General features: G+C 33.4%; 21 protein-coding genes. 15 read left to right on the forward strand and 6 right to left on the reverse strand.

Annotated features, from left to right (window positions below; translation table 11 throughout):
• Nucleotides 1–183: 183 nt before the first annotated feature.
• Nucleotides 184–2,685 carry a DUF5686 and carboxypeptidase-like regulatory domain-containing protein gene (locus tag ACWA1F_RS00935; RefSeq protein WP_456890873.1) on the reverse strand — a complete coding sequence of 834 codons (2,502 nt, stop codon included), beginning with the start codon at nucleotides 2,683–2,685 and terminating at the stop codon, nucleotides 184–186.
• A 70-nt stretch (nucleotides 2,686–2,755) separates the two neighbouring features.
• Nucleotides 2,756–3,733, reverse strand: coding sequence for a pyruvate dehydrogenase complex E1 component subunit beta (locus ACWA1F_RS00940; RefSeq protein WP_306155794.1), 978 nt, complete (start codon nucleotides 3,731–3,733; stop codon nucleotides 2,756–2,758).
• Nucleotides 3,734–4,234: 501 nt separating this feature from the next.
• Here ACWA1F_RS00940 and ACWA1F_RS00945 point away from each other — a divergent pair.
• The 4 genes from ACWA1F_RS00945 to ACWA1F_RS00960 all read left to right on the forward strand — a co-directional run bounded on the left by ACWA1F_RS00945 (nucleotide 4,235) and on the right by ACWA1F_RS00960 (nucleotide 7,786).
• Nucleotides 4,235–4,981 (forward strand): electron transfer flavoprotein subunit beta/FixA family protein, encoded by a 747-nt coding sequence (locus tag ACWA1F_RS00945; protein WP_281634704.1) that lies wholly within the window; start codon nucleotides 4,235–4,237, stop codon nucleotides 4,979–4,981.
• A 145-nt stretch (nucleotides 4,982–5,126) separates the two neighbouring features.
• Entirely contained in the window at nucleotides 5,127–6,095 is a 969-nt protein-coding gene (locus ACWA1F_RS00950) for an electron transfer flavoprotein subunit alpha/FixB family protein (protein ID WP_456890874.1), read from the forward strand.
• A 165-nt stretch (nucleotides 6,096–6,260) separates the two neighbouring features.
• Nucleotides 6,261–6,884 carry a bifunctional nuclease family protein gene (locus ACWA1F_RS00955; protein WP_008466556.1) on the forward strand — a complete coding sequence of 208 codons (624 nt, stop codon included), beginning with the start codon at nucleotides 6,261–6,263 and terminating at the stop codon, nucleotides 6,882–6,884.
• A 50-nt stretch (nucleotides 6,885–6,934) separates the two neighbouring features.
• Complete coding sequence (locus ACWA1F_RS00960; RefSeq protein WP_456890875.1) at nucleotides 6,935–7,786, forward strand: thymidylate synthase; 852 nt, start codon at nucleotides 6,935–6,937, stop codon at nucleotides 7,784–7,786.
• Between the two features lie 35 nt (nucleotides 7,787–7,821).
• Here the strand turns inward: ACWA1F_RS00960 and ACWA1F_RS00965 are convergent, their stop codons facing one another.
• Nucleotides 7,822–8,118, reverse strand: coding sequence for an isoamylase early set domain-containing protein (locus ACWA1F_RS00965; RefSeq protein WP_456890877.1), 297 nt, complete (start codon nucleotides 8,116–8,118; stop codon nucleotides 7,822–7,824).
• A gap of 239 nt (nucleotides 8,119–8,357) precedes the next feature.
• On the opposite strand from ACWA1F_RS00965, the gene ACWA1F_RS00970 reads away from it, so the two are divergent.
• The 4 genes from ACWA1F_RS00970 to porT all read left to right on the forward strand — a co-directional run bounded on the left by ACWA1F_RS00970 (nucleotide 8,358) and on the right by porT (nucleotide 11,222).
• Entirely contained in the window at nucleotides 8,358–8,702 is a 345-nt protein-coding gene (locus tag ACWA1F_RS00970) for a 2TM domain-containing protein (RefSeq protein WP_306155789.1), read from the forward strand.
• A 10-nt stretch (nucleotides 8,703–8,712) separates the two neighbouring features.
• Nucleotides 8,713–9,195 carry a dihydrofolate reductase gene (locus ACWA1F_RS00975; RefSeq protein WP_456890879.1) on the forward strand — a complete coding sequence of 161 codons (483 nt, stop codon included), beginning with the start codon at nucleotides 8,713–8,715 and terminating at the stop codon, nucleotides 9,193–9,195.
• A gap of 577 nt (nucleotides 9,196–9,772) precedes the next feature.
• On the forward strand, nucleotides 9,773–10,504 hold the full coding sequence (gene ubiE / locus ACWA1F_RS00980) for a bifunctional demethylmenaquinone methyltransferase/2-methoxy-6-polyprenyl-1,4-benzoquinol methylase UbiE (RefSeq protein WP_456890881.1): 732 nt from the start codon (nucleotides 9,773–9,775) through the stop codon (nucleotides 10,502–10,504).
• A 1-nt stretch (nucleotide 10,505) separates the two neighbouring features.
• Nucleotides 10,506–11,222 carry a type IX secretion/gliding motility protein PorT/SprT gene (gene porT, locus ACWA1F_RS00985; RefSeq protein ID WP_456890883.1) on the forward strand — a complete coding sequence of 239 codons (717 nt, stop codon included), beginning with the start codon at nucleotides 10,506–10,508 and terminating at the stop codon, nucleotides 11,220–11,222.
• Nucleotides 11,223–11,231: 9 nt separating this feature from the next.
• Here porT and ACWA1F_RS00990 read toward each other — a convergent pair whose 3' ends face one another.
• Nucleotides 11,232–11,960 carry an RNA methyltransferase gene (locus tag ACWA1F_RS00990; protein WP_456890885.1) on the reverse strand — a complete coding sequence of 243 codons (729 nt, stop codon included), beginning with the start codon at nucleotides 11,958–11,960 and terminating at the stop codon, nucleotides 11,232–11,234.
• A gap of 37 nt (nucleotides 11,961–11,997) precedes the next feature.
• Here ACWA1F_RS00990 and tamL point away from each other — a divergent pair, with 37 nt between their 5' ends.
• The 5 genes from tamL (at nucleotide 11,998) to ACWA1F_RS01015 (ending at nucleotide 18,114) form a co-directional block, all read left to right on the forward strand.
• Nucleotides 11,998–14,571 (forward strand): translocation and assembly module lipoprotein TamL, encoded by a 2,574-nt coding sequence (gene tamL, locus ACWA1F_RS00995; RefSeq protein ID WP_456890887.1) that lies wholly within the window; start codon nucleotides 11,998–12,000, stop codon nucleotides 14,569–14,571.
• Between the two features lie 60 nt (nucleotides 14,572–14,631).
• Nucleotides 14,632–15,699 (forward strand): class II fructose-bisphosphate aldolase, encoded by a 1,068-nt coding sequence (gene fbaA, locus ACWA1F_RS01000; RefSeq protein ID WP_229354528.1) that lies wholly within the window; start codon nucleotides 14,632–14,634, stop codon nucleotides 15,697–15,699.
• A gap of 104 nt (nucleotides 15,700–15,803) precedes the next feature.
• Nucleotides 15,804–16,658, forward strand: coding sequence for an acetyl-CoA carboxylase, carboxyltransferase subunit beta (gene accD / locus ACWA1F_RS01005; protein ID WP_111367748.1), 855 nt, complete (start codon nucleotides 15,804–15,806; stop codon nucleotides 16,656–16,658).
• Nucleotides 16,659–16,844: 186 nt separating this feature from the next.
• A complete protein-coding gene (locus tag ACWA1F_RS01010; RefSeq protein WP_456890891.1) occupies nucleotides 16,845–17,432 on the forward strand; it encodes a hypothetical protein in 588 nt (195 codons plus the stop codon).
• 67 nt (nucleotides 17,433–17,499) lie between these two features.
• Nucleotides 17,500–18,114 (forward strand): hypothetical protein, encoded by a 615-nt coding sequence (locus ACWA1F_RS01015; protein WP_456890893.1) that lies wholly within the window; start codon nucleotides 17,500–17,502, stop codon nucleotides 18,112–18,114.
• 96 nt (nucleotides 18,115–18,210) lie between these two features.
• On the opposite strand, the gene ACWA1F_RS01020 is transcribed toward ACWA1F_RS01015, so the two are convergent.
• Complete coding sequence (locus tag ACWA1F_RS01020; RefSeq protein WP_456890895.1) at nucleotides 18,211–19,098, reverse strand: cupin-like domain-containing protein; 888 nt, start codon at nucleotides 19,096–19,098, stop codon at nucleotides 18,211–18,213.
• 89 nt (nucleotides 19,099–19,187) lie between these two features.
• Complete coding sequence (locus tag ACWA1F_RS01025; protein ID WP_306155782.1) at nucleotides 19,188–20,435, reverse strand: ABC transporter permease; 1,248 nt, start codon at nucleotides 20,433–20,435, stop codon at nucleotides 19,188–19,190.
• Nucleotides 20,436–20,599: 164 nt separating this feature from the next.
• Here ACWA1F_RS01025 and purH point away from each other — a divergent pair, with 164 nt between their 5' ends.
• The gene (gene purH / locus ACWA1F_RS01030) at nucleotides 20,600–22,126 is read left to right on the forward strand and encodes a bifunctional phosphoribosylaminoimidazolecarboxamide formyltransferase/IMP cyclohydrolase (RefSeq protein ID WP_456890897.1); all 1,527 of its coding nucleotides are present in this window, start codon (nucleotides 20,600–20,602) and stop codon (nucleotides 22,124–22,126) included.
• A gap of 56 nt (nucleotides 22,127–22,182) precedes the next feature.
• Nucleotides 22,183–23,211 (forward strand): rod shape-determining protein, encoded by a 1,029-nt coding sequence (locus ACWA1F_RS01035; RefSeq protein ID WP_008466528.1) that lies wholly within the window; start codon nucleotides 22,183–22,185, stop codon nucleotides 23,209–23,211.
• Nucleotides 23,212–23,263 lie beyond the last annotated feature (52 nt).

Genomic DNA, 23,263 nt, shown 5'->3' on the forward strand with positions numbered 1-23,263 from the left:
CAAAGTCGCGAAGTTTTTTTGTTTCACGCAGATCTAGCAGATGAAGCAGATTTATTTTTTTAATATTCTAAAAATAAGATCTGCACGCATCAGCTTAAATCCTTATAAATCTGCGTGAAACAAATCACAAAAAAAGCCGCAAAGAAAAACCTTTGCGACTTTGTAACTTTGTCTCTTTGCAACCTAAAAATAAAACCCAAAAGATCCTTTTATTGCAAATTTATGTGCGTCTGGCATATCTAAATAATTTCCTCTCCATGAGAAATCTAGACGGAATACTTTGAAAATATTTCCAATTCCTGCATTGTATTCCCAATATACTTTTTCTGGTGCATTGTATGGCAATCCAGAAGCATTTATTGCGCGATTGGCATCAGAAATAGTTCCGTGTACTGCTCTTACACCAATGAATTCTCTCCAATTTAGTTTTCTCATAAATGGAATTCTCGCGAATAGTCTTCCTCCAAAATCATGATTCCATTGCAGAGTTGTATATTGATCTGTAACGAATTCGTAGAAATTTAAGTTACTGAATGTATTCTCAATCGTAAAATAAGTCTGGTTACCTGGAATTACACTCATCAAACCTAATGGAATTGTTCCAAATGTTTTTCCTGTTTCAACTGTAATATTACTTCTTCCTAAAGGCCCAATAATAATTGGCTGTCTGTAGAAAACCTGAATTTTTTCGTACGCAAAATCACTGTCAAAAACTCCTTTTAATCCGTAACTAAAATTCACAAAGAAATGACTAAATGGACTATCAACTAAATCCCTTTCTACCCCGTAACCAATTGTTTTTCGGTTTGGCATAAACTCAAACTGAATATTGGCTTCTGCCTGTCTCACCATACTTTGTACCGTTCCTGCAGGATTTGCAGCGGTTGGTAAAGTAGTATAATAATCTAAACTAAACGTTTTTGATGCCGATTCTAAAGTTCGATAGGAGAATCCTGCCTGAACAATAAAATTCTTTTTTGCTTCCATTTCGATAGAAACATTGCTCAAATTAATATTCGTCAGCTTTCCGTTGCTTCCTGTAGTAAATAACGCTGATGAAGCAAAACTTCGCCCTAAAACATCGTTTGTTGTAGTTAAACTTGCACCAATCTGTTCAATATCGCGCCTATTTCCTCCAGAAATAATAAGTCGGTTTTTCTTATCAACCATCCATTTTCCAGAAACTCCATATTTGAACTTATTATCATCAAAACCATATGCAGTGTAAGCCTGAATACGCCAAGGGTCATTTGGTCCAAAATAGGTTCTTCCTCCAACTCTTAAGCGCAAGCCTTCTACTTCATTATACCCAAAAGTAGAGAAGATTGGTCCATAATCGAAGTTTTTAAATTCAATATAACCGCTTCCCAAAATAGAGACGAGATTATACAGTTGCTTAAATCGCTTAACGGTCTGTAAAGTATCGAGCATTTTATAAATACCCGCTTCGTCTTTATTTAATTTTTCAAAACGATTTTCTTCCCAGAATTCCGGCGGTCGTTCATAAACAGCATTATCAATAAAATTGACTTCTTCCTTATAAAACTTCTCTGGTTTCTGAATATTGAATTTATGTCCGCGATACAAAGTCGTTCGTTTTCCGTAAACTCCTTTTGATTTTTCTTTTTTATTTAAAGCAAAATCAGACATCATGTAATCACGCGTCAAAAGAAAAACAGAATCGTTTTCAACTTCAAATTCCTGTTCGATATAAATATCTTTTACCCAGTTAATATTGGCACTTTTGGTAACGCCCATATTAATTTTTTTGATCGCAAAAGTGGTATCATTAACCCAAAAATCTCCTTTAAAAGTTAATTCATTTTTACGTCTTGGATAGAAAACAATATTATAACACCATTTTTTGTCAATAAAAGCACTGTCTTTCAATACGTAATTGTAGACATCAATTCCCGTTTTAGACAGCGGACTTGTAAAACTTTTATCAAAAAATTTAAGGTGGTTATCGTAAATGTTGTAGTCAGAATAAAGGTCTTTTACGAAAGATAAAATCTGCTGATTTCCGTTAAAACCAGACATTTTATTCCCTGTTAAATTTTCTTTTACTTTCTTTAATTTATTGTCTCCATAAACATCATAAACGGATTCGTTTATAAAAATCGGCAGATAGGTTTTTCCCGTAACATCAGAAGTATCAACATGATTAAAGACAAACTCCATTCCTTTGAAAAGTTTGTTTTTCATGAATGCACTATCAATAGTATTCATGTCAAACTCGACTTTTTCGTACTTCTGCATTTGATATTGATTGAACTGGTACAATCCGTTTTTACGTTTTCTTGCCCAGATTTTCCTCAAGATATCCAATGCGGGATTGTTCTTCTTCGAAGTTTTACCTGTATAAATTACGACTTCATTTAAAGCTTCGGCTTCGCCTAAAACTATTTTAAAATCGTAGTTAACTGCTTTTTCCAAAGTGACTTCTTTATCTGAAAATCCTGCAGAACTTACAATCAAAGTTTTATAAGTATTGGGAGACTCTAAATAAAAACGGCCATCTTCATTAGATACAATTCCAATGTTTGTACCTTTAAATACCACATTTGCAAAAGGTATCGGCTGATTTGTTTTGTCCAAAACAACTCCACTCACTTTAGTTTGTGCAGTAACAACATTCGCAAATGCAAATACAATATATAAGAGAAGTAGAGTTAATTTGTTCATTATAAAGTAAAAAAAAACTTCACCAATCCATGTTTGTCTGATGAAGTTTTATGAGTATTATGTATTTGTATTATTTGTATAATACTTTTTTAACTGCTTTTACTACATCACCTGCATTTGGCAACCATTCTTTAAGCAAAACTGGTGAATAAGGTGCAGGAGTATCTGCAGTTGTAATACGTTGAATTGGCGCATCTAAGAAATCGAAAGCCTGTTCTTGAACAAGGTAAGTGATTTCAGAAGAAAGACTGGCAACTGGCCAAGCTTCTTCAAGAATTACTAAACGATTTGTTTTCTTAACAGAAGTTAAAATCGCATCTTTATCCATTGGACGAACTGTTCTTAAATCGATAATCTCACAAGAAATTCCTTCTTTAGCTAATTCATCAGCAGCAATAAAAGCTTCTTTGATGATTTTTCCGAAAGAAACGATAGTTACATCTGTTCCTTCACGTTTAATATCAGCAACTCCTAGAGGAATTGTGTATTCTCCGTCTGGTACTTCACCTTTGTCACCGTACATTTGCTCAGACTCCATGAAAATAACTGGGTCATTATCGCGAATAGCCGATTTCAAAAGTCCTTTTGCATCGTAAGGAGTTGAAGGAACAACAACTTTAAGACCTGGAGTATTAGCAAACCAGTTTTCTAAAGCTTGTGAGTGAGTAGCTCCTAATTGACCAGCAGAAGCTGTTGGTCCGCGGAAAACGATAGGCACATTAAACTGTCCTCCTGTCATCTGACGCATTTTAGCAGCGTTGTTTATAATTTGATCAATACCAACTAAACAGAAGTTGAATGTCATATATTCTACAATTGGGCGGTTTCCATTCATTGCTGAACCTACAGCAATTCCTGAAAAACCAAGCTCAGCAATTGGAGTATCAATTACTCTTTTTTCACCAAACTCAGCAAGCATTCCTTTTGAAGCCTTGTAAGCTCCATTGTATTCTGCAACCTCTTCGCCCATTAAATATATGGATTCATCGCGACGCATTTCTTCGCTCATCGCTTCGCAAATGGCCTCTCTAAATTGTATTGTTCTCATATTTTATATTGTATGTTGAATTTTCTGAAGAGCAAAAATAAATATTTTAAATAACTTAAAAGCATAAATTGAATTTAAAATCGCATGAACTTCTATCTGTTCTCTGGTTTTAACTTTTTAAAGTTTATTGTGATATTTACGAAATCGATATAATACGTATATTTTACACTTAACTTTTCTTAAAACTATTTTTCAGACAAACTTGTATTCATTTGTTTAATTCTTGTTTCTTCAGAATTCATTCATCAGAACGGAAAAATTCGAAAATTAGTATTTATCATACAAGATTAATTTACCGCTAAACCGTCAATCATTGCAAAATTCCTAACAATCAGACAAAATAGCTGTTTTTTCATTTTTAAATTCCGATGAAATTCATTTCAAACTGCATAATCAGCGAAATCGTAATAGTTTTAAAAAATATTATGCATGCATAGTATAATTATTCCAAATAATATTCTAAATTTGTAAAAGCATATTATAAATTCAAAATATATACTTATGAAAATACTAGTTTGCATCAGCCATGTGCCTGATACTACTTCAAAAATTAACTTCACCAACGGTGACTCAGAATTTGACACTAATGGCGTACAATATGTAATTAATCCTAACGACGAATTCGGTCTTACACGTGCTATCTGGTTCCAAGAACAACAAGGGGCAAATGTAACGGTTGTAAACGTTGGAGGTCCTGATACTGAACCAACATTGCGTAAAGCTTTGGCAATTGGTGCAAACGAAGCAATTCGTGTTAATGCAAATCCTACTGACGGATTTTTTGTTGCAAAACAATTAGCAGAAGTAATTAAAAACGGTGGTTACGATTTAGTAATTGCTGGTAAAGAATCTTTAGATTATAACGGAGGAATGGTTCCTGGAATGATTGCTGGAATTTTAGGCTCTAACTTCTTAAACTCTTGTACAGCTTTAACAGTTGACGGAAACAATGTAAAAGCAGTTCGTGAAATTGATGGTGGAAAAGAAACTGTAAGTACAACTTTACCATTAATTATTGGTGGACAAAAAGGTCTTGTTGAAGAGAAAGACTTGCGTATCCCGAACATGAGAGGAATTATGACAGCTAGAACTAAAGCGCTTACTATTCTTGAGCCAGTTGATGCTGCTGTAAATACAAAAGCGGTGAAATTTGAAAAACCAGCTCCAAAATCGGCAGTAAAATTAGTTTCTGCAGATAATTTAGATGAGTTAATCAATTTATTACACAACGAGGCTAAAGTGATTTAAGATTGTAGAGTTTAGATTTTAGATTGCTCATCGCAATGCTAAATCTAAATCAACATTTGATTCACTTCAAAATCTAAAATCAATAATCATTTTAGGTTTCAATTTTAAAAAATCTGAAATCTAAAATCTAAAATCTAAAATTATTATGTCAATATTAATATATGCAGAATCTGCAGAAGGAAAATTTAAAAAAGTTGCTTTCGAATTAGCTTCTTATGCTAAAAAAGTAGCAGAATCATTAGGAACTACTGTTACAGCTTTGACTGTAAACATTAGCGACGTAAGCGAATTAGGAAAATACGGAGTTGATAAAGTTTTAAAAGTAAGCAACGATAAATTAGCTGGTTTTAATGCAAAAGCTTACGCTGATGTGATCAAACAAGCTGCTGAAAAAGAAGGAACAAAAGTAGTTTTACTTTCTTCTACAACAGACAGTATTTATCTTTCGCCACTTGTTGCGGTAGCTTTACAAGCTGGTTTCGCTTCAAACGTGGTTGGATTGCCAGTTAGCACTTCTCCATTTCAAGTAAAAAGAAATGCTTTCTCAAACAAAGCTTTCAACATTACAGAAATCAGTACAGATGTAAAAGTTCTTGGTTTAGCTAAAAACTCTTACGGCCTTTTTGAAAGCGCTGGAGCTGCTGCTGCAGAAGACTTTAGCCCAACAATTGGAGACAACGATTTTGGAGTAAAAGTAGAATCTGTAGAAAAAGTATCTGGAAAAGTTTCTATCGCTGATGCTGATATCGTAGTTTCTGGCGGACGCGGATTAAAAGGACCTGAAAACTGGGGATTAATTGAAGATTTAGCTGCAGTTCTTGGTGCTGCAACTGCTTGTTCTAAACCGGTTTCAGATTTAGGATGGAGACCTCACAGCGAGCACGTTGGACAAACTGGAAAACCGGTTGCAACTAACTTATACATTGCTGTAGGTATTTCTGGAGCAATCCAGCATATTGCAGGTATTAACTCTTCTAAAGTGAAAGTGGTAATCAATAACGATCCAGAAGCTCCTTTCTTTAAAGTTGCTGATTATGGTGTTGTTGGAGATGCTTTCGAAATTGTACCTCAACTAACAGAGAAATTAAAAGCTTTCAAAGCTCAGCATTCTTAATACAAAGAATTCTCTTTAAAAATATTGCTGCCTAAAAACAAGATGTTGTATCTTTGTTTATAGGCAGCTTTTTTGTTCCATATTTTTTGATTAAAATTGCAGCTTTATTTTCTAATCAAAAACAGTATTAAAATAAGGCGCTAAGTGCCTTTTTTACAAACATATATGAGTCTAGTAAAATTATCCATAAAAGGAATTTCATACAGTCAAACTCAAAATGGCGCTTATGCCTTAATTTTGAATGAAGTCGATGGCGAAAGAAAACTACCTATTGTTATTGGCGCTTTTGAAGCCCAGTCAATCGCTATTGCTTTAGAAAAAGAAATAAAACCGCCACGTCCTTTAACTCACGATTTATTCAAAAATTTTGCTGAAAGATTTGATATCGTGGTGAAACAAGTTATCATTCACAAATTAGTCGACGGCGTTTTTTATTCAAGCTTAATCTGCGAAAGAGATAAAATCGAAGAAATTATCGACGCTAGAACTTCAGATGCTATTGCTTTGGCATTACGTTTTAACGCTCCTATTTTCACTTATAAAAACATCTTAGATAAAGCAGGTATTTACCTAAAATCAAACACTGCCGAAACAGATTCTGGAGCTCAGGAAATTGATGATGTTCTTTCGAATCCTGAAACTTTCGGACACGAAGAAGAAAGTAATCAGTCTGGAGATGTATACGCAAAACATTCTTTGCAAGAATTAAACGAACTTTTGGATCAAGCTGTTTCTCAGGAAGACTACGAAAAAGCAGCCAAAATTAGAGACGAAATCTCTAGACGATAAAATCTCAATTGTAGATTTTAGATTTCAGATTAATATTTAGATTTTATCAAATGAAACAATACTTAGATTTAGTAAAACACGTTTTAGAAAACGGCAATCAAAAAGGAGACCGAACAGGAACTGGAACAAAAAGTGTTTTTGGCTACCAAATGCGTTTTGATTTAAGTGAAGGTTTCCCAATGGTTACAACAAAAAAACTTCATTTAAAATCCATCATTTACGAATTGCTTTGGTTTTTAAAAGGAGATACCAATATTAAATATCTTCAAGAAAACGGAGTAAAAATATGGGATGAATGGGCAGATTCTAATGGAGATTTAGGACCTGTTTACGGACATCAATGGCGTAACTGGAACAGCGAAGAAATCGATCAGATTTCTGAATTAATTACAGAATTGAAAACAAACCCAAACAGCAGAAGAATGCTTGTTTCGGCTTGGAATCCTTCCGTTCTGCCAGATACCAAAAAGTCTTTTGAGGAAAATGTTGCCAACAACAAAGCAGCATTGCCTCCATGCCATGCCTTTTTTCAATTTTATGTGGCAAGTCCAGACCTAGAAAAAGGCGAAACAAAAGGAAAACTTTCTTGTCAATTGTATCAGCGAAGCGCCGATATCTTTTTGGGAGTTCCTTTTAATATTGCTTCTTATGCATTGCTTACCATGATGATTGCACAAGTATGTGATTTAGAACCAGGCGAATTTATTCACACTTTTGGCGATGCGCATATCTACAACAATCATTTTGAGCAATTAGAGTTGCAGCTTACGAGAGAACCAAAACCATTACCAAAAATGATTTTAAATCCAGAGATTAAAAACATTTTTGATTTTGATTATGGTGATTTCACACTTATTGACTACGATCCGCATCCTGCTATAAAAGGAAGTGTCGCTGTATAAAACAAAAAATCCGCTTTAAATTAAAGCGGATTTTTTTATACAATTAAAACACTGTTTTCACTTCCAGCAAAATCATTCCATTTATAAGAATCGGCTTCTGGGTCATTTACATAATTCCCGTCAACCAGATACTTAAATTCGTATATAGCATCTTTAACCAAGTCATAAGTTGCTTTAAACGTTCCATTTTTCAATTTACTCAAAGCGCCTTCTTCGGCATTCCAATTATTGAAATCTCCAACAACAGCAGCCGAATCTGCATCTTTAGCATCTATTGAAAACGTAACTTTACATACAGGCTTCGTTTTCACAAATTGTTTCTTTAAAGACATAACTATTTCGTTTTTAGATTTATACATCTAAAATTAATTAAATTCAGCGAAACTCCAGTTACTACCTGAACCGATTTATGATAATTCCAAAAACAGCATATCATTTTCGCTTTATCTATAATTTAAAGCTGTTAAAATTTTGTTTTTCAAATTCCTATAACATTTAAAAGGAAATATTCCCCATCCAAAATAGTGACTTTCGAAAATAAATTTTAACTTTATGATCTGATTTTTATCTTATGGAAAAAGAAGCACACGAACAGTACGAATACGCTAGACGCCGCTTAAGACAAAAAAAAGTCTTATATTTTCACTTTGTTCTTTTCCTGTTAGGAAGTTTATTTTTATTTGTTGCCAATAGATTTTTTGGTTTCGGAGAAGGCACAACTCAAAATTGGTGCATCTGGGGTATTACAATCTGGCTTTTCCTTTTTATTCTGCACTTTATAAAAGTTTACATAACCGACCGTTTTATGAATAAAAAATGGGAAAGAGAACAAATTGACAGACTTGTTGCTTTACAGCAAAAAAGAATTAGTCAGCTTGAATCTTCTATTAATGAAGAGAATGAAAATAAAATTTAGTTAGCATACCATGATTATAATGATAGCGGCAGCAGCCGAAAATAATGCGCTTGGAAAAAACAACGAATTAGTATGGCATTTGCCAAATGATTTTAAAAGATTTAAATCGCTTACTACTGGCCATCATATTATTATGGGAAGAAAAACTTTTGAAAGTTTCCCTAAACCATTACCAGATCGTGTTCACATTGTCATTTCGCGACAAGAAAATTACAAACCAGAAGGGTGCATTGTAGTAGACAGTATTGAAAAAGCAATTGCAATTTGTCCTGAAAACGATGACAGCTACATTATAGGCGGCGGAGAAATTTACAATCTTGGCCTTCCATTTACCGATATTATCGAATTGACAAAAGTGCATCATTCTTTTGATGCTGATGCTTTTTTTCCTAAAATCAATAAAAGCGAATGGGTTTTAGTGGAATCTGAAGAAAATTTTAAAGACGAAAAGCATCTTTACGATTACACTTACGAAACTTACATTAGAAAATAAATAAAAAACATCCTCTTTTTAGGGAGGATGTTTTTAAAACAACTGAACTGAAGCCTAACTCGCTCAAGAAAAATTTTTTGTTAAAAATCACAAATGTTAAGAACATCTGTAAAAACTGAATAACATTTAATGTTATTTGAGACCTAAATCTCAAAAACGCCTTTAATAACAAATACCACTAAGATATTAAAGGCAGAAAATTAAAATTTCCAAAAACAAATTTAATCCTAAGAACGTACTTTGCACTTAAATATAGTATTTCCCCCCAAGAACAATACTTTACAAAATTTCTTCAAGAACAAATGATTTACCAGCGCAAAAAAAGTAATCATTTGTTTAAGTCACAGCGACATCAATTATTAAAACTTTAATCATTTTTACTTTAGCAAAGTTGCTCATAATACAATCATTAGACAATACCAAGATTTAGGGATTTTGGCAAAATACCTAGATTTAGGGATGGCCGAAATACCTTTATATTGTGTTTTAAAACAAACACTGCAAAACATTTATTTGACAAATTAAAAAACTCAATTACAGTTAATCTAGATTGTTTATATTTGCCTAAATAAAAAAAATGTCTGAAAAAGTAACTCCGTATAAAGACTCTTCACTAGGTAAAAAAGAGCAAGTAACCCAAATGTTTGACACCATTTCTGGGAATTACGATAATTTGAATCGCGTAATTTCTTTTGGTATTGACGTTAAATGGCGTAAAAAAGTATTAAAGATAGTATCAGACAAAAAACCAAAAGTTATTTTGGATATTGCAACAGGAACTGGCGACTTAGCCATTTTGATGGCGCAGACTAATGCTGAAAAAATTATTGGTTTGGACATTTCTGCTGGAATGCTGGAAGTGGGAAAAAAGAAAGTAGAAGAGAAAAAACTTTCTAATGTTATCGAGCTTGTTTTAGGCGATTCTGAAAACATGCCATTTGAAGACAATCATTTTGATGCGATTACAGTAGGTTTTGGGGTAAGAAATTTTGAAAACCTAGAAAAAGGTTTTGCAGAAATCTTACGAGTTCTAAAACCAAATGGAGTGTTTGTTATACTAGAAACTTCTGTTCCTGATAAATTTCCTTATAAACAAGGTTACAATTTTTACAGCAAAAACATCCTTCCGTTAATCGGAAAATTATTTTCTAAAGATAATGATGCCTATGGTTATTTATCTGAATCTGCTGCTGCTTTTCCTTATGGTGAAGCCTTGAACAATATTTTGCGAAAAACTGGGTTTATAGATGTTGTGGCAATGCCCCAAACTTTTGGTGTCGCAACAATTTATTCTGCATCTAAAAAATAGTATGAAAAAAGTTGTAATCTTATTTTTACTGGTCTTAACGACAAAAGGACATTCTCAATTTGCTAAAAACATGTTTAGCAAAGACCCAATTATTAACCTAGAAAACTGGCAGAAACAGCGTGTTTACTTTGGTTACTATTTAGGATTTAATAGTTTTGACTTTAAATTTGATTACAAAAATCCTGTACAGGAAGACATTCAGGTTAAAAAAACTACTGGTTTTAATGTTGGTGTTGTAGCCGATTTAAGACTTCAAGAATACATCAATCTTCGTTTTGAGCCAGGTTTGTATTATACTAAACGAGATTTGTATTTTCCTGGCGTTGGAACTTCAGAAAGCGACTATTTAAGAGAAGTAAACAGTACTTATATTCATTTCCCTTTATTGGTAAAATTTTCAGCTTTAAGAACTGGAAATGTCCGCCCTTATTTAGTTGGAGGAATGTCTACCACTTTAAACTTGTCTAGTAATTCTAAATCTTCAGATGACAACTTTGAAGGAAAATTTAGAGTAAAACAATGGACAGCTGCCTATGAAATAGGTTTTGGAATTGACTTCTTTACAGAATATTTCATCTTCTCTCCTTCTGTAAGAGGAATGTTTGGAATTACAGATGAATTAATTCGCGATAAGCCAATAAATGGACCAAGTCCGTGGACAGATAATATCGATTCGATGAAATCTAGAGCGATTTTAATAAATTTCACTTTCCACTAAAACAAAATATCAACTATTTCGTTTAAATTCACTAAGAATAATTGCTGTTGCAGTAGCTACATTTAAACTTTCTGTTTTTTGCAGCTCTCCAAATCTAGGAATTGTTAGACGATCGGTTACTATTTTTTCGATTTCTTCTGAAATACCGTTGGCTTCATTACCCATAATAATGATTCCTTCCTGCGGTAATTGAGATTGATAAATATTTTCCCCATCCATAAAAGTTCCAAAAACAGGCAGTTTAGTTTGAGCAAGATAGATTTTTAAATCAACATAACTTACATTTACTCTGGTGATAGACCCCATTGTAGCTTGTACCACTTTCGGATTATAAATATCTACTGTTTCTTTAGAACAGACAATCTGCTTAATACCAAACCAATCGCAAAGACGCAAAATAGTTCCTAAATTCCCGGGATCTCTAATATCGTCTAACGCTAAAATTAAACCCGAATCGATTATTTTCTTTTCGGCTGGAATTTTAAAAACTGCCAGGCAAGAATTTGGAGTCGACAAAGCACTTATTTTTTTCAGTTCTTGATCACTAATAAGCGTTCGTTTTGAAGCATCAACTGCTTCAAAATCATTTAATGTTGTGTATAAATGTTCTAATTCAAAATTGGATTGCAGCAATTCTTGAATTACTTTTACTCCTTCAGCAAAAAATAATTGATTAGCAAAACGCTGCTTTTTTTGATGTAAACCTGAGATAAGCTTTATTTGGTTTTTACTAACCATAAAATAATGTACTTTTGAATTAAATATTAAAAAACACTTGAAAAATAATTCCACAAAAATAATAGCATTTCTTCTAATTGCAATATTAATTTGCGCTTGTAATGCCGTAAAAAGAGTTCCCGATGGAAAAAACCTTCTTGTAAAAAATAATATTTTGGTTAACGGAAAATCAACAAACGATGAAACGGCTTCTAACCAAATGTACCAAAAACCAAATGGTAAATTATTAGGTTACAAACTTCGATTAAATTTATACAATTTAGCCAATTTAAATCCAGATTCTACTTATCAGGCAAAATTTAAAAACAATCCTGGAAAGTATGAGCGTATGTCTAAAATATTTTCTGCAAAGCAAGTAGATCGTTTGGGACAGTCTTTTTATTATAAAGGGATTCATGAATTTCTAAAAAATACTGGTGAACCGCCTGTTATAATTGACACTTCAAAGACTAAAAAATCATTATTACGCTTAAAATACTATTATTTCAATAATGGCTTTTTTAATGTTCAAACCGATTATACTATTGATACGGTGGGAAAAAAGAGAGCCGCAATTAATTATAATATTACTACTGGACCGGCTTATAAACTGGATACCATCAGAACCAAAATAATGACTCCGGCATTAGACTCATTATATCAAACTAATAATGATCCTTCTTTATTAAAGTCTGGAAATCAATATAAAACTTCAGATTTTGAAGAAGAAAAAAACCGTATTACAACCTATTTCAGAAATCATGGGGCTTACTATTTTCAGCCTACTTATGTAACTTTTGACATTGACACTATCGGTAAAAAAGCCAAAGCAGATGTTACCTTAATTATCAATAACAATAGTATTCAAGAAAGAGATTCTAGCCGTACAGAACCTTTTAAATTGTATAAGATTAGCGATGTAAATATCTACACCGATTATTCTGCAGCAAATGCTAAGAAAAAACCAACAGACAGTGTAACGTACAATAATTTTAATCTATACAGTTACAAGACTTTAAAGTACAGACCGCGTGCTATTACAGATGCTATTTTCATTACAAAAGGAAGCACTTTTGCGGACTTTAGAACTACTCTATCTTCTCGATATTTAAATAATTTAAGAATTTTCAATTATCCTTCTATTCAATATGAAGTTGACAAAAGAGATTCTACAGCCCAATCTCTTATTGCGAATGTTTATCTAACGCCAAGAAAGAAATACAGCTTTGGGGCCACTCTTGACGTAACGCATTCTAATATTCAGGATTTCGGAATTGGAGCCAGTGTTTCTGAGACTATTCGAAATGTGTTTAACCGTGCAGAAACTTTAGAAATTTCGGCTCGTTTAAACGTGGGTTCATCCAGAGATATGGCCAATCCGAACGATAATTTCTTTAACGTTTCTGAATATGGTTTAGATTTAAAACTGAATTTCCCGAGAATTTTACTGCCCTTTGGAACAGAAAAAATCATTCCCAAGAGTATGATTCCGTACACTTCTGTGTCGTCTGGTTTTTCAAAACAGCGAAATATTGGTCTAGACAAAGAAAACTTCACAGGAGGTATTTCATACAACTGGACTCCAAAACGTCATAACACGGCAAAACTGGAATTGTTAAACGCACAGTTTGTCCGTAACTTAAATCCAGATAATTATTTTAGAGTTTATACTTCTTCTTATGATGATTTGAATGGAATTGGAAAAGATTACAATACTAATCCTTCTAACTGGGGAACTACACCAGATGAACAAGAGAGAAAAGATTTAACTATACCTACAGGAACAACGGGATTTACGAGAGAAGTATTGACTGGACAAACAGCCTTAACTCCTGCAGATTCCCAATACCAAGAAGTGGAAAGCATCGAAGAAAGAAGAGTCCGTCTGACTGAAAATGATTTCATTCTGGCGACAAGCTATTCTTTTACGAAAACAACAAAAAAGGATTTGGCTGATAATAATTTCTATCAATTTAGAACAAAAATCGAGTCAGCAGGAACCTTGCTGTCTGCAGTTTCTGAGATTGGAAATCTTCCAAAGAATGCAAGAGGAAACTATGAGATCTTCAATTTAGAATATTCAGAATATATTAAAACTGAATTTGATTACATCAAACACTGGGACTTTGGAAAAGAAAAAGTATTAGCCGTAAGAAGCTTCTTCGGAATTGCGATTCCGTTTGGAAATTCAAACTACATTCCGTTTTCTCGAAGCTATTATGGTGGAGGTTCCAATGACAACCGTGCTTGGCAACCTTATGCTTTAGGGCCGGGAAGTACGAATGCCGTAAATGACTTTAATGAGGCCAATATGAAAATTGCTGCTAGTATCGAATATCGATTTAAAATTTTTGGCGATGTTAAAGGTGCGCTCTTTGCAGATGCCGGAAATATCTGGAATGTGCTCGATAATGTCATAGATCCGAAGGCAAGATTTGACAACTTAAACGATTTAGAAGAAATTGCTGTGGGTACCGGATTCGGTTTAAGATATGATTTGAGCTTTTTTGTGATTCGTTTAGATTTAGGCTTTAAGACTTATAATCCGGCGCATGAGAAGGGAGACCGATGGTTTAAAGAATACAATTTTGGGCACTCGGTTTTAAATTTTGGTATAAATTATCCGTTCTAATGCTAATTAATTCTTATTTTTGCAACCTAAAAACTAAAAACAACTATAAAAAAAAGTACAATGGCACACAACATTAAACCAGGAGTAGCTACAGGAGATCAAGTTCAAGAGATCTTTAATTATGCGAAAGAGAAGGGTTTTGCTCTTCCAGCAGTAAACGTTACTGGATCTAGCACAATTAACGGAGTTCTTGAAACTGCAGCAAAACTAAACGCGCCAGTTATCATTCAATTTTCTAACGGTGGAGCACAATTCAACGCTGGAAAAGGATTATCAAATGCAGGTGAAAAAGCAGCTATCGCAGGAGGAATCGCGGGAGCAAAACATATTCATACTTTGGCAGAAGCTTATGGTGCAACTGTAATCTTACACACTGACCACTGTGCAAAAAAACTTTTACCTTGGATTGATGGTTTATTAGATGCTTCTGAAAAACACTTCGCAGAAACAGGAAAACCATTATTCAGTTCTCACATGATCGATTTGTCTGAGGAGCCAATCGAAGAAAACATCGAGATCTGTAAAGAATATTTAGCTAGAATGAGCAAAATGGGCATGACATTGGAAATCGAACTTGGTATTACAGGTGGTGAAGAAGATGGTGTTGACAACTCTGATGTTGACAGCTCAAAATTATATACTCAGCCAGAAGAAGTAGCTTACGCTTACGAAGAACTTTCTAAAGTGAGCCCTAAGTTTACAATTGCTGCTGCTTTCGGAAACGTTCACGGTGTTTACAAACCAGGAAACGTAAAATTAACTCCAAAAATCCTAAAGAACTCTCAAGATTTCGTACAAAACAAATTCAACACAGGACACAATCCAGTTGATTTCGTTTTCCACGGAGGTTCAGGTTCTACTCTTGAAGAAATCAGAGAAGGAATTAGCTACGGAGTTATCAAAATGAACATTGATACAGATTTACAATTTGCATACACTGAAGGAATTCGCGATTATATGGTTAAAAATCTTGACTATTTAAAATCACAAATCGGTAACCCAGAAGGTGCTGATGTTCCTAACAAAAAATACTACGACCCAAGAAGATGGGTACGTGAAAGCGAAGTTACATTCAACGCAAGATTGGAGCAAGCTTTTGCTGACTTAAATAACGTTAACACGTTATAATAAAAGTATTCAGTTTACAGTTTTAAGCGTTCTGTTTTGAATGCTTAAAACTGAATACCACTGAACACTGAAATTTTTATTACTGAACACTGAATACTAAAGAAATGGCTTGGTTTAAAAGACAAGAAAAAGGGATTACGACCGCTACAGAAGATAAGATGGACGTTCCGAAAGGATTGTGGTACAAATCTCCTACTGGAAAAATTATTGATGCTGACGAATTAGCAAGAAATTTATTCGTAAGCCCTGAAGATGATTTTCATGTTCGAATTGGAAGCGCAACCTATTTTGAAATTTTATTCGACAACAACGAATTTGTTGAGTTAGACAAAAACATGACTTCTAAAGATCCTCTGCATTTTGTGGATACAAAAAAATATGCAGATCGTTTGAAAGATGTAATGGAAAAAACTCACCTTAAAGACGCTGTACGTACGGGAGTAGGAAAATCTAAAGGAAGAGAACTTGTAATCTGCTGTATGGATTTTGCTTTTATCGGTGGATCTATGGGAGCAGTAGTAGGAGAAAAAATCGCAAGAGGTATTGATCACGCGATCAAAAACAAATTGCCTTTTGTAATGATTTCTAAATCTGGTGGAGCTCGTATGATGGAAGCTGCTTATTCGCTTATGCAATTGGCAAAAACTTCTGTAAAACTAGCTCAATTAGCTGAAGCTAAATTGCCTTACATCTCTCTTTGTACAGATCCAACAACTGGAGGAACAACTGCATCTTACGCTATGTTAGGAGACATCAACATCTCTGAGCCAGGTGCTTTGATTGGTTTTGCTGGTCCGCGTGTTGTACGTGATACTACAGGAAAAGATTTACCAGAAGGTTTCCAAACTGCTGAGTTTCTTTTAGAGCACGGTTTCTTAGACTTTATCACGCCTAGAAAAGAATTGAAAGATAAGATCAACTTATATATCGATTTGATTCAAAATAATGATATTCGATAGTTTTAAAACTATTCAAAATAGAAAATCCCAAGAAAAATTGTTTCTTGGGATTTTTTTTGTTTTTAACCATATAAGTAATGTAAGGTTATTTAAGTTTCTACTGCAGGGTTTTCCAAATCTAGAAAACGAAATCACACATAATTTACTTCCTGTTTTTTTATATCTTTATTTTAAATCTGATTCTCTATGGCTAGAATTTTTATTGGCATAATGATTTGTTTGCTTCTTTTGAATTGTGCTAAAAAAGAAGAAAAAGCTGTTACTAAAAACAAACCTTACATAATCTCTTATGAAAATGAAATGCTTCAAAAATATTACGATTCATCAGCAGTACCGCCTCCATCAACAAAAGGATTTTTCTATGGAGAAAGCCAATTATTAATTGACAAAAAAGGCAATCTTTATTTTTATCAGAAAAGATACTTTTTGAATTTTTGCAGTTACGGAAGTGAAAATGATACTCTTCCCCATTTTTTAAATTTAGAGCCAAAAGACATTGTTAGAATCCCTCAAAAGAACTTAAATGATTTTCTTTCGGAAAATATTTTGACAAAAGAGAAAAGGAGACAAATTTTAGTAATAGGCTCACAAAGCGATACAATTAAAAATCCTTACTTTTTGGATTTTTTAAAAAGCAACATCATACAAACTTACTACATAAGGAGAACCACACAAGAAGAAGATACTGTTTTAAAATACAAAACTAATAGTAATTACTATTACTCTGATTCTATTAAATGGGATCGAACAAAAATTAAGTTCCCTAGTAAATAACACAAGTAAATTTTAGGAAATTACTTCGTGGAATTTTTTTATATCTTTATTTTAAATCTGATTCTCTATGGCTAGAATTTTTATTGGTTTTATGATTTGTTTGCTTCTTTTGAATTGCAAAAAAAAAGAAGAAAAGATTATTATTAAAAACAAACCTTATATTATTTCTCAGGAAAACAACAGACAAATTATAAATGGAGACACCATTCCACCACCACAGATTCCAGGCTTTTTAGTTTATGGAACAAATACTTTTATAATAGATTCTGATTCAACAATGTATTATTTCAAAAGAGGTGACGTTGGCCACATTTGTGGAAATTGGGAAAGAGGTGATACAATTCCATATTTTATAAACTTACAACCTAAAGACTTAACTCAAATACCAGCTAATTCTATTTCTAGTTTTATAAAATCGAACTACAAAGACCATTATCGAAACATGACTTTTATCTCTTCAAAACTAGACACTTTAAAAACGAAAGTTTATTTTGATTTAGTTAGCGCACTTAAGTCTTCATCAAAAGAAAGAGATCTTTATTTCATGCGAAGAACAACCCAAGAAGAAGATACTGTTTTAAAATACAAGAAAGAAAACCTATCTTATAATTCAAAAAAAATTAAATGGGATAAAAAAAGAATAACATTTCCATTTATTAAGCCCGAATTACAAAGTAAATAATATATGACGTTCCTACGGAACTTTATCAGATGCGGGAAATTCATTTTTCAACGGAATAAATTCCGTTGCTACAAAATATTTCATTCCTACGGAATTTTAACTCGCTTTCTTCAAATCTCTTTTTAATTCTTTTTCCGCAATTTTATAAGCTAATTTTTCGCGCCAAACAGCATAACGTTTTCTAAAAACCACTTTTATACCACTATCTACCGCGCCGTGCATAAATAAACTCCATACGCTGGCTATTTTTCGGGATACAGATTGATCCCACGCACGAAGTGTTAGCGAAAAAGAACCATCTATATAACGCATCCAATGCCACATTCCTGTCGGCATGAATAAAGTATCGCCATGTTCTAAGAAAACTTCATACCCCTCTACTCCTTTTAAGGCTGGAAATTTTTCAAAATCAGGATTAGCTACATCGTAATCTTCTAAAGCGTAAGTTGTGTTTGGAATACAATACAATCTTTTTTTCCATTTATTATCAAATAAGATAATATGTTTTCTGCCTCCAAAATGAGTGTGAAATAAATGCGGCAGATCAATATCGTAATGTAGAAACGTAATAGCCTTAGAACCTCCAAAAAACATTGCAGGCATGCTTTCTATAAAACCTCCCATTAATTCTTTTGGAACTTTTACATCATTAATAAGTTCTGGCCTGTGTTTAAAAAGATTGAAGAAAAAAATACGCAGTTGCGTTGGCTCTCTTTTTATAAGATCTAAGTATTCGCCAAATTTCATACTGGCAATTGAAGCATTAATTACTTTTGAGGGATCAGCTTTAGAATTATCAACCAATTTCACCTCAATTTCTCCAGCAATTTCCTTAAAATATTCTGTCGACCATTTCTCCCTTGCAGGCCAGTCATTGGTAAGTCCTTTTATAATTAAGGGCTTCTTTTTGTCTAAATAATTTCTTTTGAAATCTTCTCTAGAAATAGACTCAACAGTATCGACAGATCTAAGGTTAAAGCTCATTTGTTTAATGGTTTAAGTTCTTAACCTATCAAAATTATCTAATTATTCCGACCCAACAAAATTTACAGTAAAATAACACAAAAGCAATATTACATTCCTGTTCGAATTGCTTCAACAGGATCTAAATTTGCCGCCGAAATTGCGGGTAAAATCCCCGAAATTAAGCCAATAAGCGCTGCTAAACCCGTTCCTAAAATAATATTCCCTAAACTAAGGACAAATTCGAAGTCAAGCAATTTAGTTAAGGCAAAAGCAATTCCCCAAACCATTAAAAGACCTATTATTCCTCCAATTACAGAAAGAATTACAGCTTCAAACAAAAATTGGAATAAGATAAATTTATTTTTTGCTCCCAATGATTTTTGAATTCCGATAAGATTGGTTCTTTCTTTCACCGAAACAAACATAATATTGGCAATTCCGAAACCGCCAACCAAAAGAGAAAATCCGCTGATCACCCAACCTACAAAATTCATCTGTCCTAAAATTCCATCAATAAAATCAGTAAATCCAGAAAGCACATTTATAAAGAAATTATCCATTTCACCTGCTTTCATTCCGCGGATTGCTCGAAGTTTCTGGGCAATTTGCGCTTTGTACGCATCCATATCAACTCCTTTTTCGGGTTTCAAAACAATTACAGGCGTCATTGCATCGCTGTCACCGTACATTCTTCTTAAAAAATTAGCTGGAATATAAACCGAAGTATCGTTACTGTCTCCAAAAAATCCTGCTCCTTGTTTTGCCATTACACCAATAACTGTAAATCGCTGTCCGTAGAGACGGATGTTCTTACCAATCGGGTCACTTGTTCCGAAAAGTCCATCAGCAATATCGTAACCCAGAACAATAACAGCTGTTCCAGAGTTCGATTCTGATTCGTTGTAAAATCTGCCTTTATCAAAACTCACACCGTCAATATCGACCATTTCGCTTGACGCTGGAATAATATTGACATCGCTGACTGTTTTAGAATCATACTTTAAACTTTCTCTATTTACAAAAAGCTGATACCCCACTTGATCGGTGTCGTTCATCGAATTTTTAAGCCCGACATACTCATCATATTTTACATTTGGAAACTGTTCTCTTTTCCATTGTGGAATTTCAGACGGCCCAAAGCTGAATTTCATTAAATAAATTGTATTTTTATCTAAACTGCTCAAATCTTTAGTGATTTTTTTATCTAAAGAGTCAACCGCAGCCAAAACAGCGATAATTGAAAAAATACCAATCGTAACGCCTAAAAGCGACAATAAGGTACGCAATTTATTATTTCGTAAAGCATTGATGGCGAAGCTCAGGCTTTCTTTTAATAATCTTAGATAAACGATCATATTTTTGTATTTTTCAATAAAGTAAAATTCAATAATTTAAATTTAAAAAACTAATAAAAGTTAACTTACTCATCAGTAGATTTTTTTAGCATATTGTTACACTAATTACTTTAAAATAATATATAAAAAAACTACTTTTGCAGTCTGAAAATCATAACTACACAATGAGCACAACTAAAAAAATACAATCGGCATTAATTTCTGTTTTTTCTAAAGATGGATTAGAACCAATTGTTAGAAAATTACACGAACAAAATGTAACACTTTATTCAACTGGAGGAACTGAAGACTTCATCAAAAACCTTGGTATTCCGGTAGTTCCTGTTGAAGATATCACTTCTTTTCCTGAAATTTTAGGCGGAAGAGTAAAAACTTTACATCCAAAAATCTTTGGCGGTATCTTAAATCGTCAAGATAATGAAAGCGATGTTCAGCAAATGAAGGAATTTGATATTCCTCAAATCGATTTAGTAATTGTTGATTTATATCCTTTTGAAAAAACAGTTGCTTCTGGAGCAAGCGAACAAGATATTATTGAAAAAATTGATATCGGTGGTATTTCATTAATTCGTGCTGGTGCAAAAAATTTCAAAGACACTGTAATTGTAGCTTCTGTTAACGAGTACAGTTTACTTTTAGATTTGATTACAGAGCAAAATGGAGCAACAACTTTAGAAAATAGAAGATTGTTTGCTACTAAAGCATTCCACGTTTCATCTCACTATGATGGAGCTATTTTTAATTATTTCAATACAGATGAGACTATTTACAAAGAAAGCATTGCAAATGGTCAAGTTTTAAGATATGGTGAAAACCCTCACCAAAAAGGATTTTTCTTTGGAGATTTTGATGCAATGTTCCAAAAACTTCACGGAAAAGAATTGTCATACAACAATTTACTAGATGTTGATGCTGCAGTTAATTTAATTGCTGAATTTAAAACTGACGGGCCAACGTTCGCGATTTTGAAACACAACAATGCTTGCGGATTGGCTTCTAGAAAAACGATCAGCGAAGCTTATTTAGCAGCTTTAGCTTGCGATCCTACTTCTGCTTTTGGAGGTGTTTTAATTTCAAATGTTAAAATTGATTTAGAGACAGCGCAAGAAATCAATAAACTATTTTGTGAAGTTGTAATCGCTCCAGCTTATGACGATGAAGCAGTTACAGTTTTACAAGAGAAGAAAAATCGTATTATTCTAGTTCAGAATGAAGTAGAATTACCAGCTCGCCAAGTAAGAACTTGTCTTAATGGTTTGTTAATTCAGGACAGAAATAATATTACGGATAATAAAGAGCATTTAAAAACCGTTACAATTACAGAACCTACTGCTCAAGAGATCGAAGATTTGATCTTTGCTTCTAAAATCTGCAAGAATACAAAATCAAACACTATTGTATTTGCTAAAAACGGAACATTGATTTCATCAGGTACAGGTCAGACTTCAAGAGTTGACGCTTTAATTCAAGCTGTTGACAAAGCAAAAGCTTTTGGATTTGATTTAAATGGAGCTTCGATGGCAAGTGATGCATTTTTCCCATTTCCGGATTGTGTAGAATTGGCTAAAAAAGCAGGAATAACTGCTGTAATTCAGCCTGGAGGTTCGATTAAAGACGAATTAAGTATAAATTATTGCAATGAAAATAATCTTGCAATGGTATTTACAGGAACTCGTCATTTTAAACATTAATTTGTTTAACTTTGTTCGATAAATAATTTATAACATTTTAAACCCCTAAAAAACTTATGGGATTTTTTGATTTCATGACCGAGGATATTGCGATAGACCTTGGAACCGCAAACACTTTAATCATTCATAATGATAAAGTTGTCATTGATAGTCCGTCTATCGTTGCACGTGATAGAGTATCAGGCAAAATCATTGCTGTTGGTAAAGAAGCCAACATGATGCAAGGTAAAACACATGAAAACATCAAAACTATAAGGCCTTTGAAAGATGGTGTAATCGCTGATTTTGATGCTTCGGAAAAAATGATCAATATGTTCATTAAAAGTATTCCTGCATTGAAAAAAAGAATGTTTACTCCAGCTTTACGTATGGTTGTTTGTATTCCTTCTGGTATTACTGAAGTGGAGATGAGAGCGGTGAAGGAATCTTGTGAGAGAGTAAACGGAAAAGAAGTTTACTTGATTCATGAGCCAATGGCAGCGGCAATTGGTATTGGTATTGACATTATGCAGCCAAAAGGTAACATGATTGTAGATATCGGAGGTGGTACAACAGAAATTGCTGTTATCGCTTTGGGCGGAATTGTATGTGACAAGTCTGTAAAAATTGCAGGTGACGTTTTCACAAATGATATCGTTTACTACATGCGCACACAGCACAACCTTTTTGTTGGAGAAAGTACTGCTGAAAAAATTAAAATTCAAATTGGAGCGGCGATCGAAGATTTAGATGGTCCGCCAGAAGATATGTCAGTTCAAGGTAGAGACTTGCTTACGGGTAAACCAAAACAAGTAGATGTTTCTTACCGTGAAATCGCAAAAGCTTTAGATAAATCAATTCAGCGTATTGAAGATGCAGTAATGGAAACATTATCTCAGACTCCTCCAGAGTTAGCAGCAGATATCTACAACACTGGTATTTATTTAGCTGGTGGTGGATCAATGTTAAGAGGTCTTGACAAACGTATTTCTCAAAAAACAGATTTACCAGTTTATATTGCTGAAGATCCGTTAAGAGCAGTTGTTAGAGGAACAGGAATGGCCCTTAAAAACATTGCAAAATTTAAAAGCATCTTAATCAAATAAGATTTAAAAATAACAATCAATTTACTTTTATAAGGGTCGAATTTTCAATATT

It is taken from the genome of Flavobacterium erigeronis (assembly GCF_054075165.1).

Bases quoted from the DNA above. Each gene is read 5' to 3' on its own strand.
- ACWA1F_RS00935 (WP_456890873.1), bottom strand. From the start codon at position 2,685: ATGAACAAATTAACTCTACTTCTCTTATATATTGTATTTGCATTTGCG.
- ACWA1F_RS00940 (WP_306155794.1), bottom strand. From the start codon at position 3,733: ATGAGAACAATACAATTTAGAGAGGCCATTTGCGAAGCGATGAGCGAA.
- ACWA1F_RS00945 (WP_281634704.1), top strand. From the start codon at position 4,235: ATGAAAATACTAGTTTGCATCAGCCATGTGCCTGATACTACTTCAAAA.
- ACWA1F_RS00950 (WP_456890874.1), top strand. From the start codon at position 5,127: ATGTCAATATTAATATATGCAGAATCTGCAGAAGGAAAATTTAAAAAA.
- ACWA1F_RS00955 (WP_008466556.1), top strand. From the start codon at position 6,261: ATGAGTCTAGTAAAATTATCCATAAAAGGAATTTCATACAGTCAAACT.
- ACWA1F_RS00960 (WP_456890875.1), top strand. From the start codon at position 6,935: ATGAAACAATACTTAGATTTAGTAAAACACGTTTTAGAAAACGGCAAT.
- ACWA1F_RS00965 (WP_456890877.1), bottom strand. From the start codon at position 8,118: ATGTCTTTAAAGAAACAATTTGTGAAAACGAAGCCTGTATGTAAAGTT.
- ACWA1F_RS00970 (WP_306155789.1), top strand. From the start codon at position 8,358: ATGGAAAAAGAAGCACACGAACAGTACGAATACGCTAGACGCCGCTTA.
- ACWA1F_RS00975 (WP_456890879.1), top strand. From the start codon at position 8,713: ATGATTATAATGATAGCGGCAGCAGCCGAAAATAATGCGCTTGGAAAA.
- ubiE (WP_456890881.1), top strand. From the start codon at position 9,773: ATGTCTGAAAAAGTAACTCCGTATAAAGACTCTTCACTAGGTAAAAAA.
- porT (WP_456890883.1), top strand. From the start codon at position 10,506: ATGAAAAAAGTTGTAATCTTATTTTTACTGGTCTTAACGACAAAAGGA.
- ACWA1F_RS00990 (WP_456890885.1), bottom strand. From the start codon at position 11,960: ATGGTTAGTAAAAACCAAATAAAGCTTATCTCAGGTTTACATCAAAAA.
- fbaA (WP_229354528.1), top strand. From the start codon at position 14,632: ATGGCACACAACATTAAACCAGGAGTAGCTACAGGAGATCAAGTTCAA.
- accD (WP_111367748.1), top strand. From the start codon at position 15,804: ATGGCTTGGTTTAAAAGACAAGAAAAAGGGATTACGACCGCTACAGAA.
- ACWA1F_RS01010 (WP_456890891.1), top strand. From the start codon at position 16,845: ATGGCTAGAATTTTTATTGGCATAATGATTTGTTTGCTTCTTTTGAAT.
- ACWA1F_RS01015 (WP_456890893.1), top strand. From the start codon at position 17,500: ATGGCTAGAATTTTTATTGGTTTTATGATTTGTTTGCTTCTTTTGAAT.
- ACWA1F_RS01020 (WP_456890895.1), bottom strand. From the start codon at position 19,098: ATGAGCTTTAACCTTAGATCTGTCGATACTGTTGAGTCTATTTCTAGA.
- ACWA1F_RS01025 (WP_306155782.1), bottom strand. From the start codon at position 20,435: ATGATCGTTTATCTAAGATTATTAAAAGAAAGCCTGAGCTTCGCCATC.
- purH (WP_456890897.1), top strand. From the start codon at position 20,600: ATGAGCACAACTAAAAAAATACAATCGGCATTAATTTCTGTTTTTTCT.
- ACWA1F_RS01035 (WP_008466528.1), top strand. From the start codon at position 22,183: ATGGGATTTTTTGATTTCATGACCGAGGATATTGCGATAGACCTTGGA.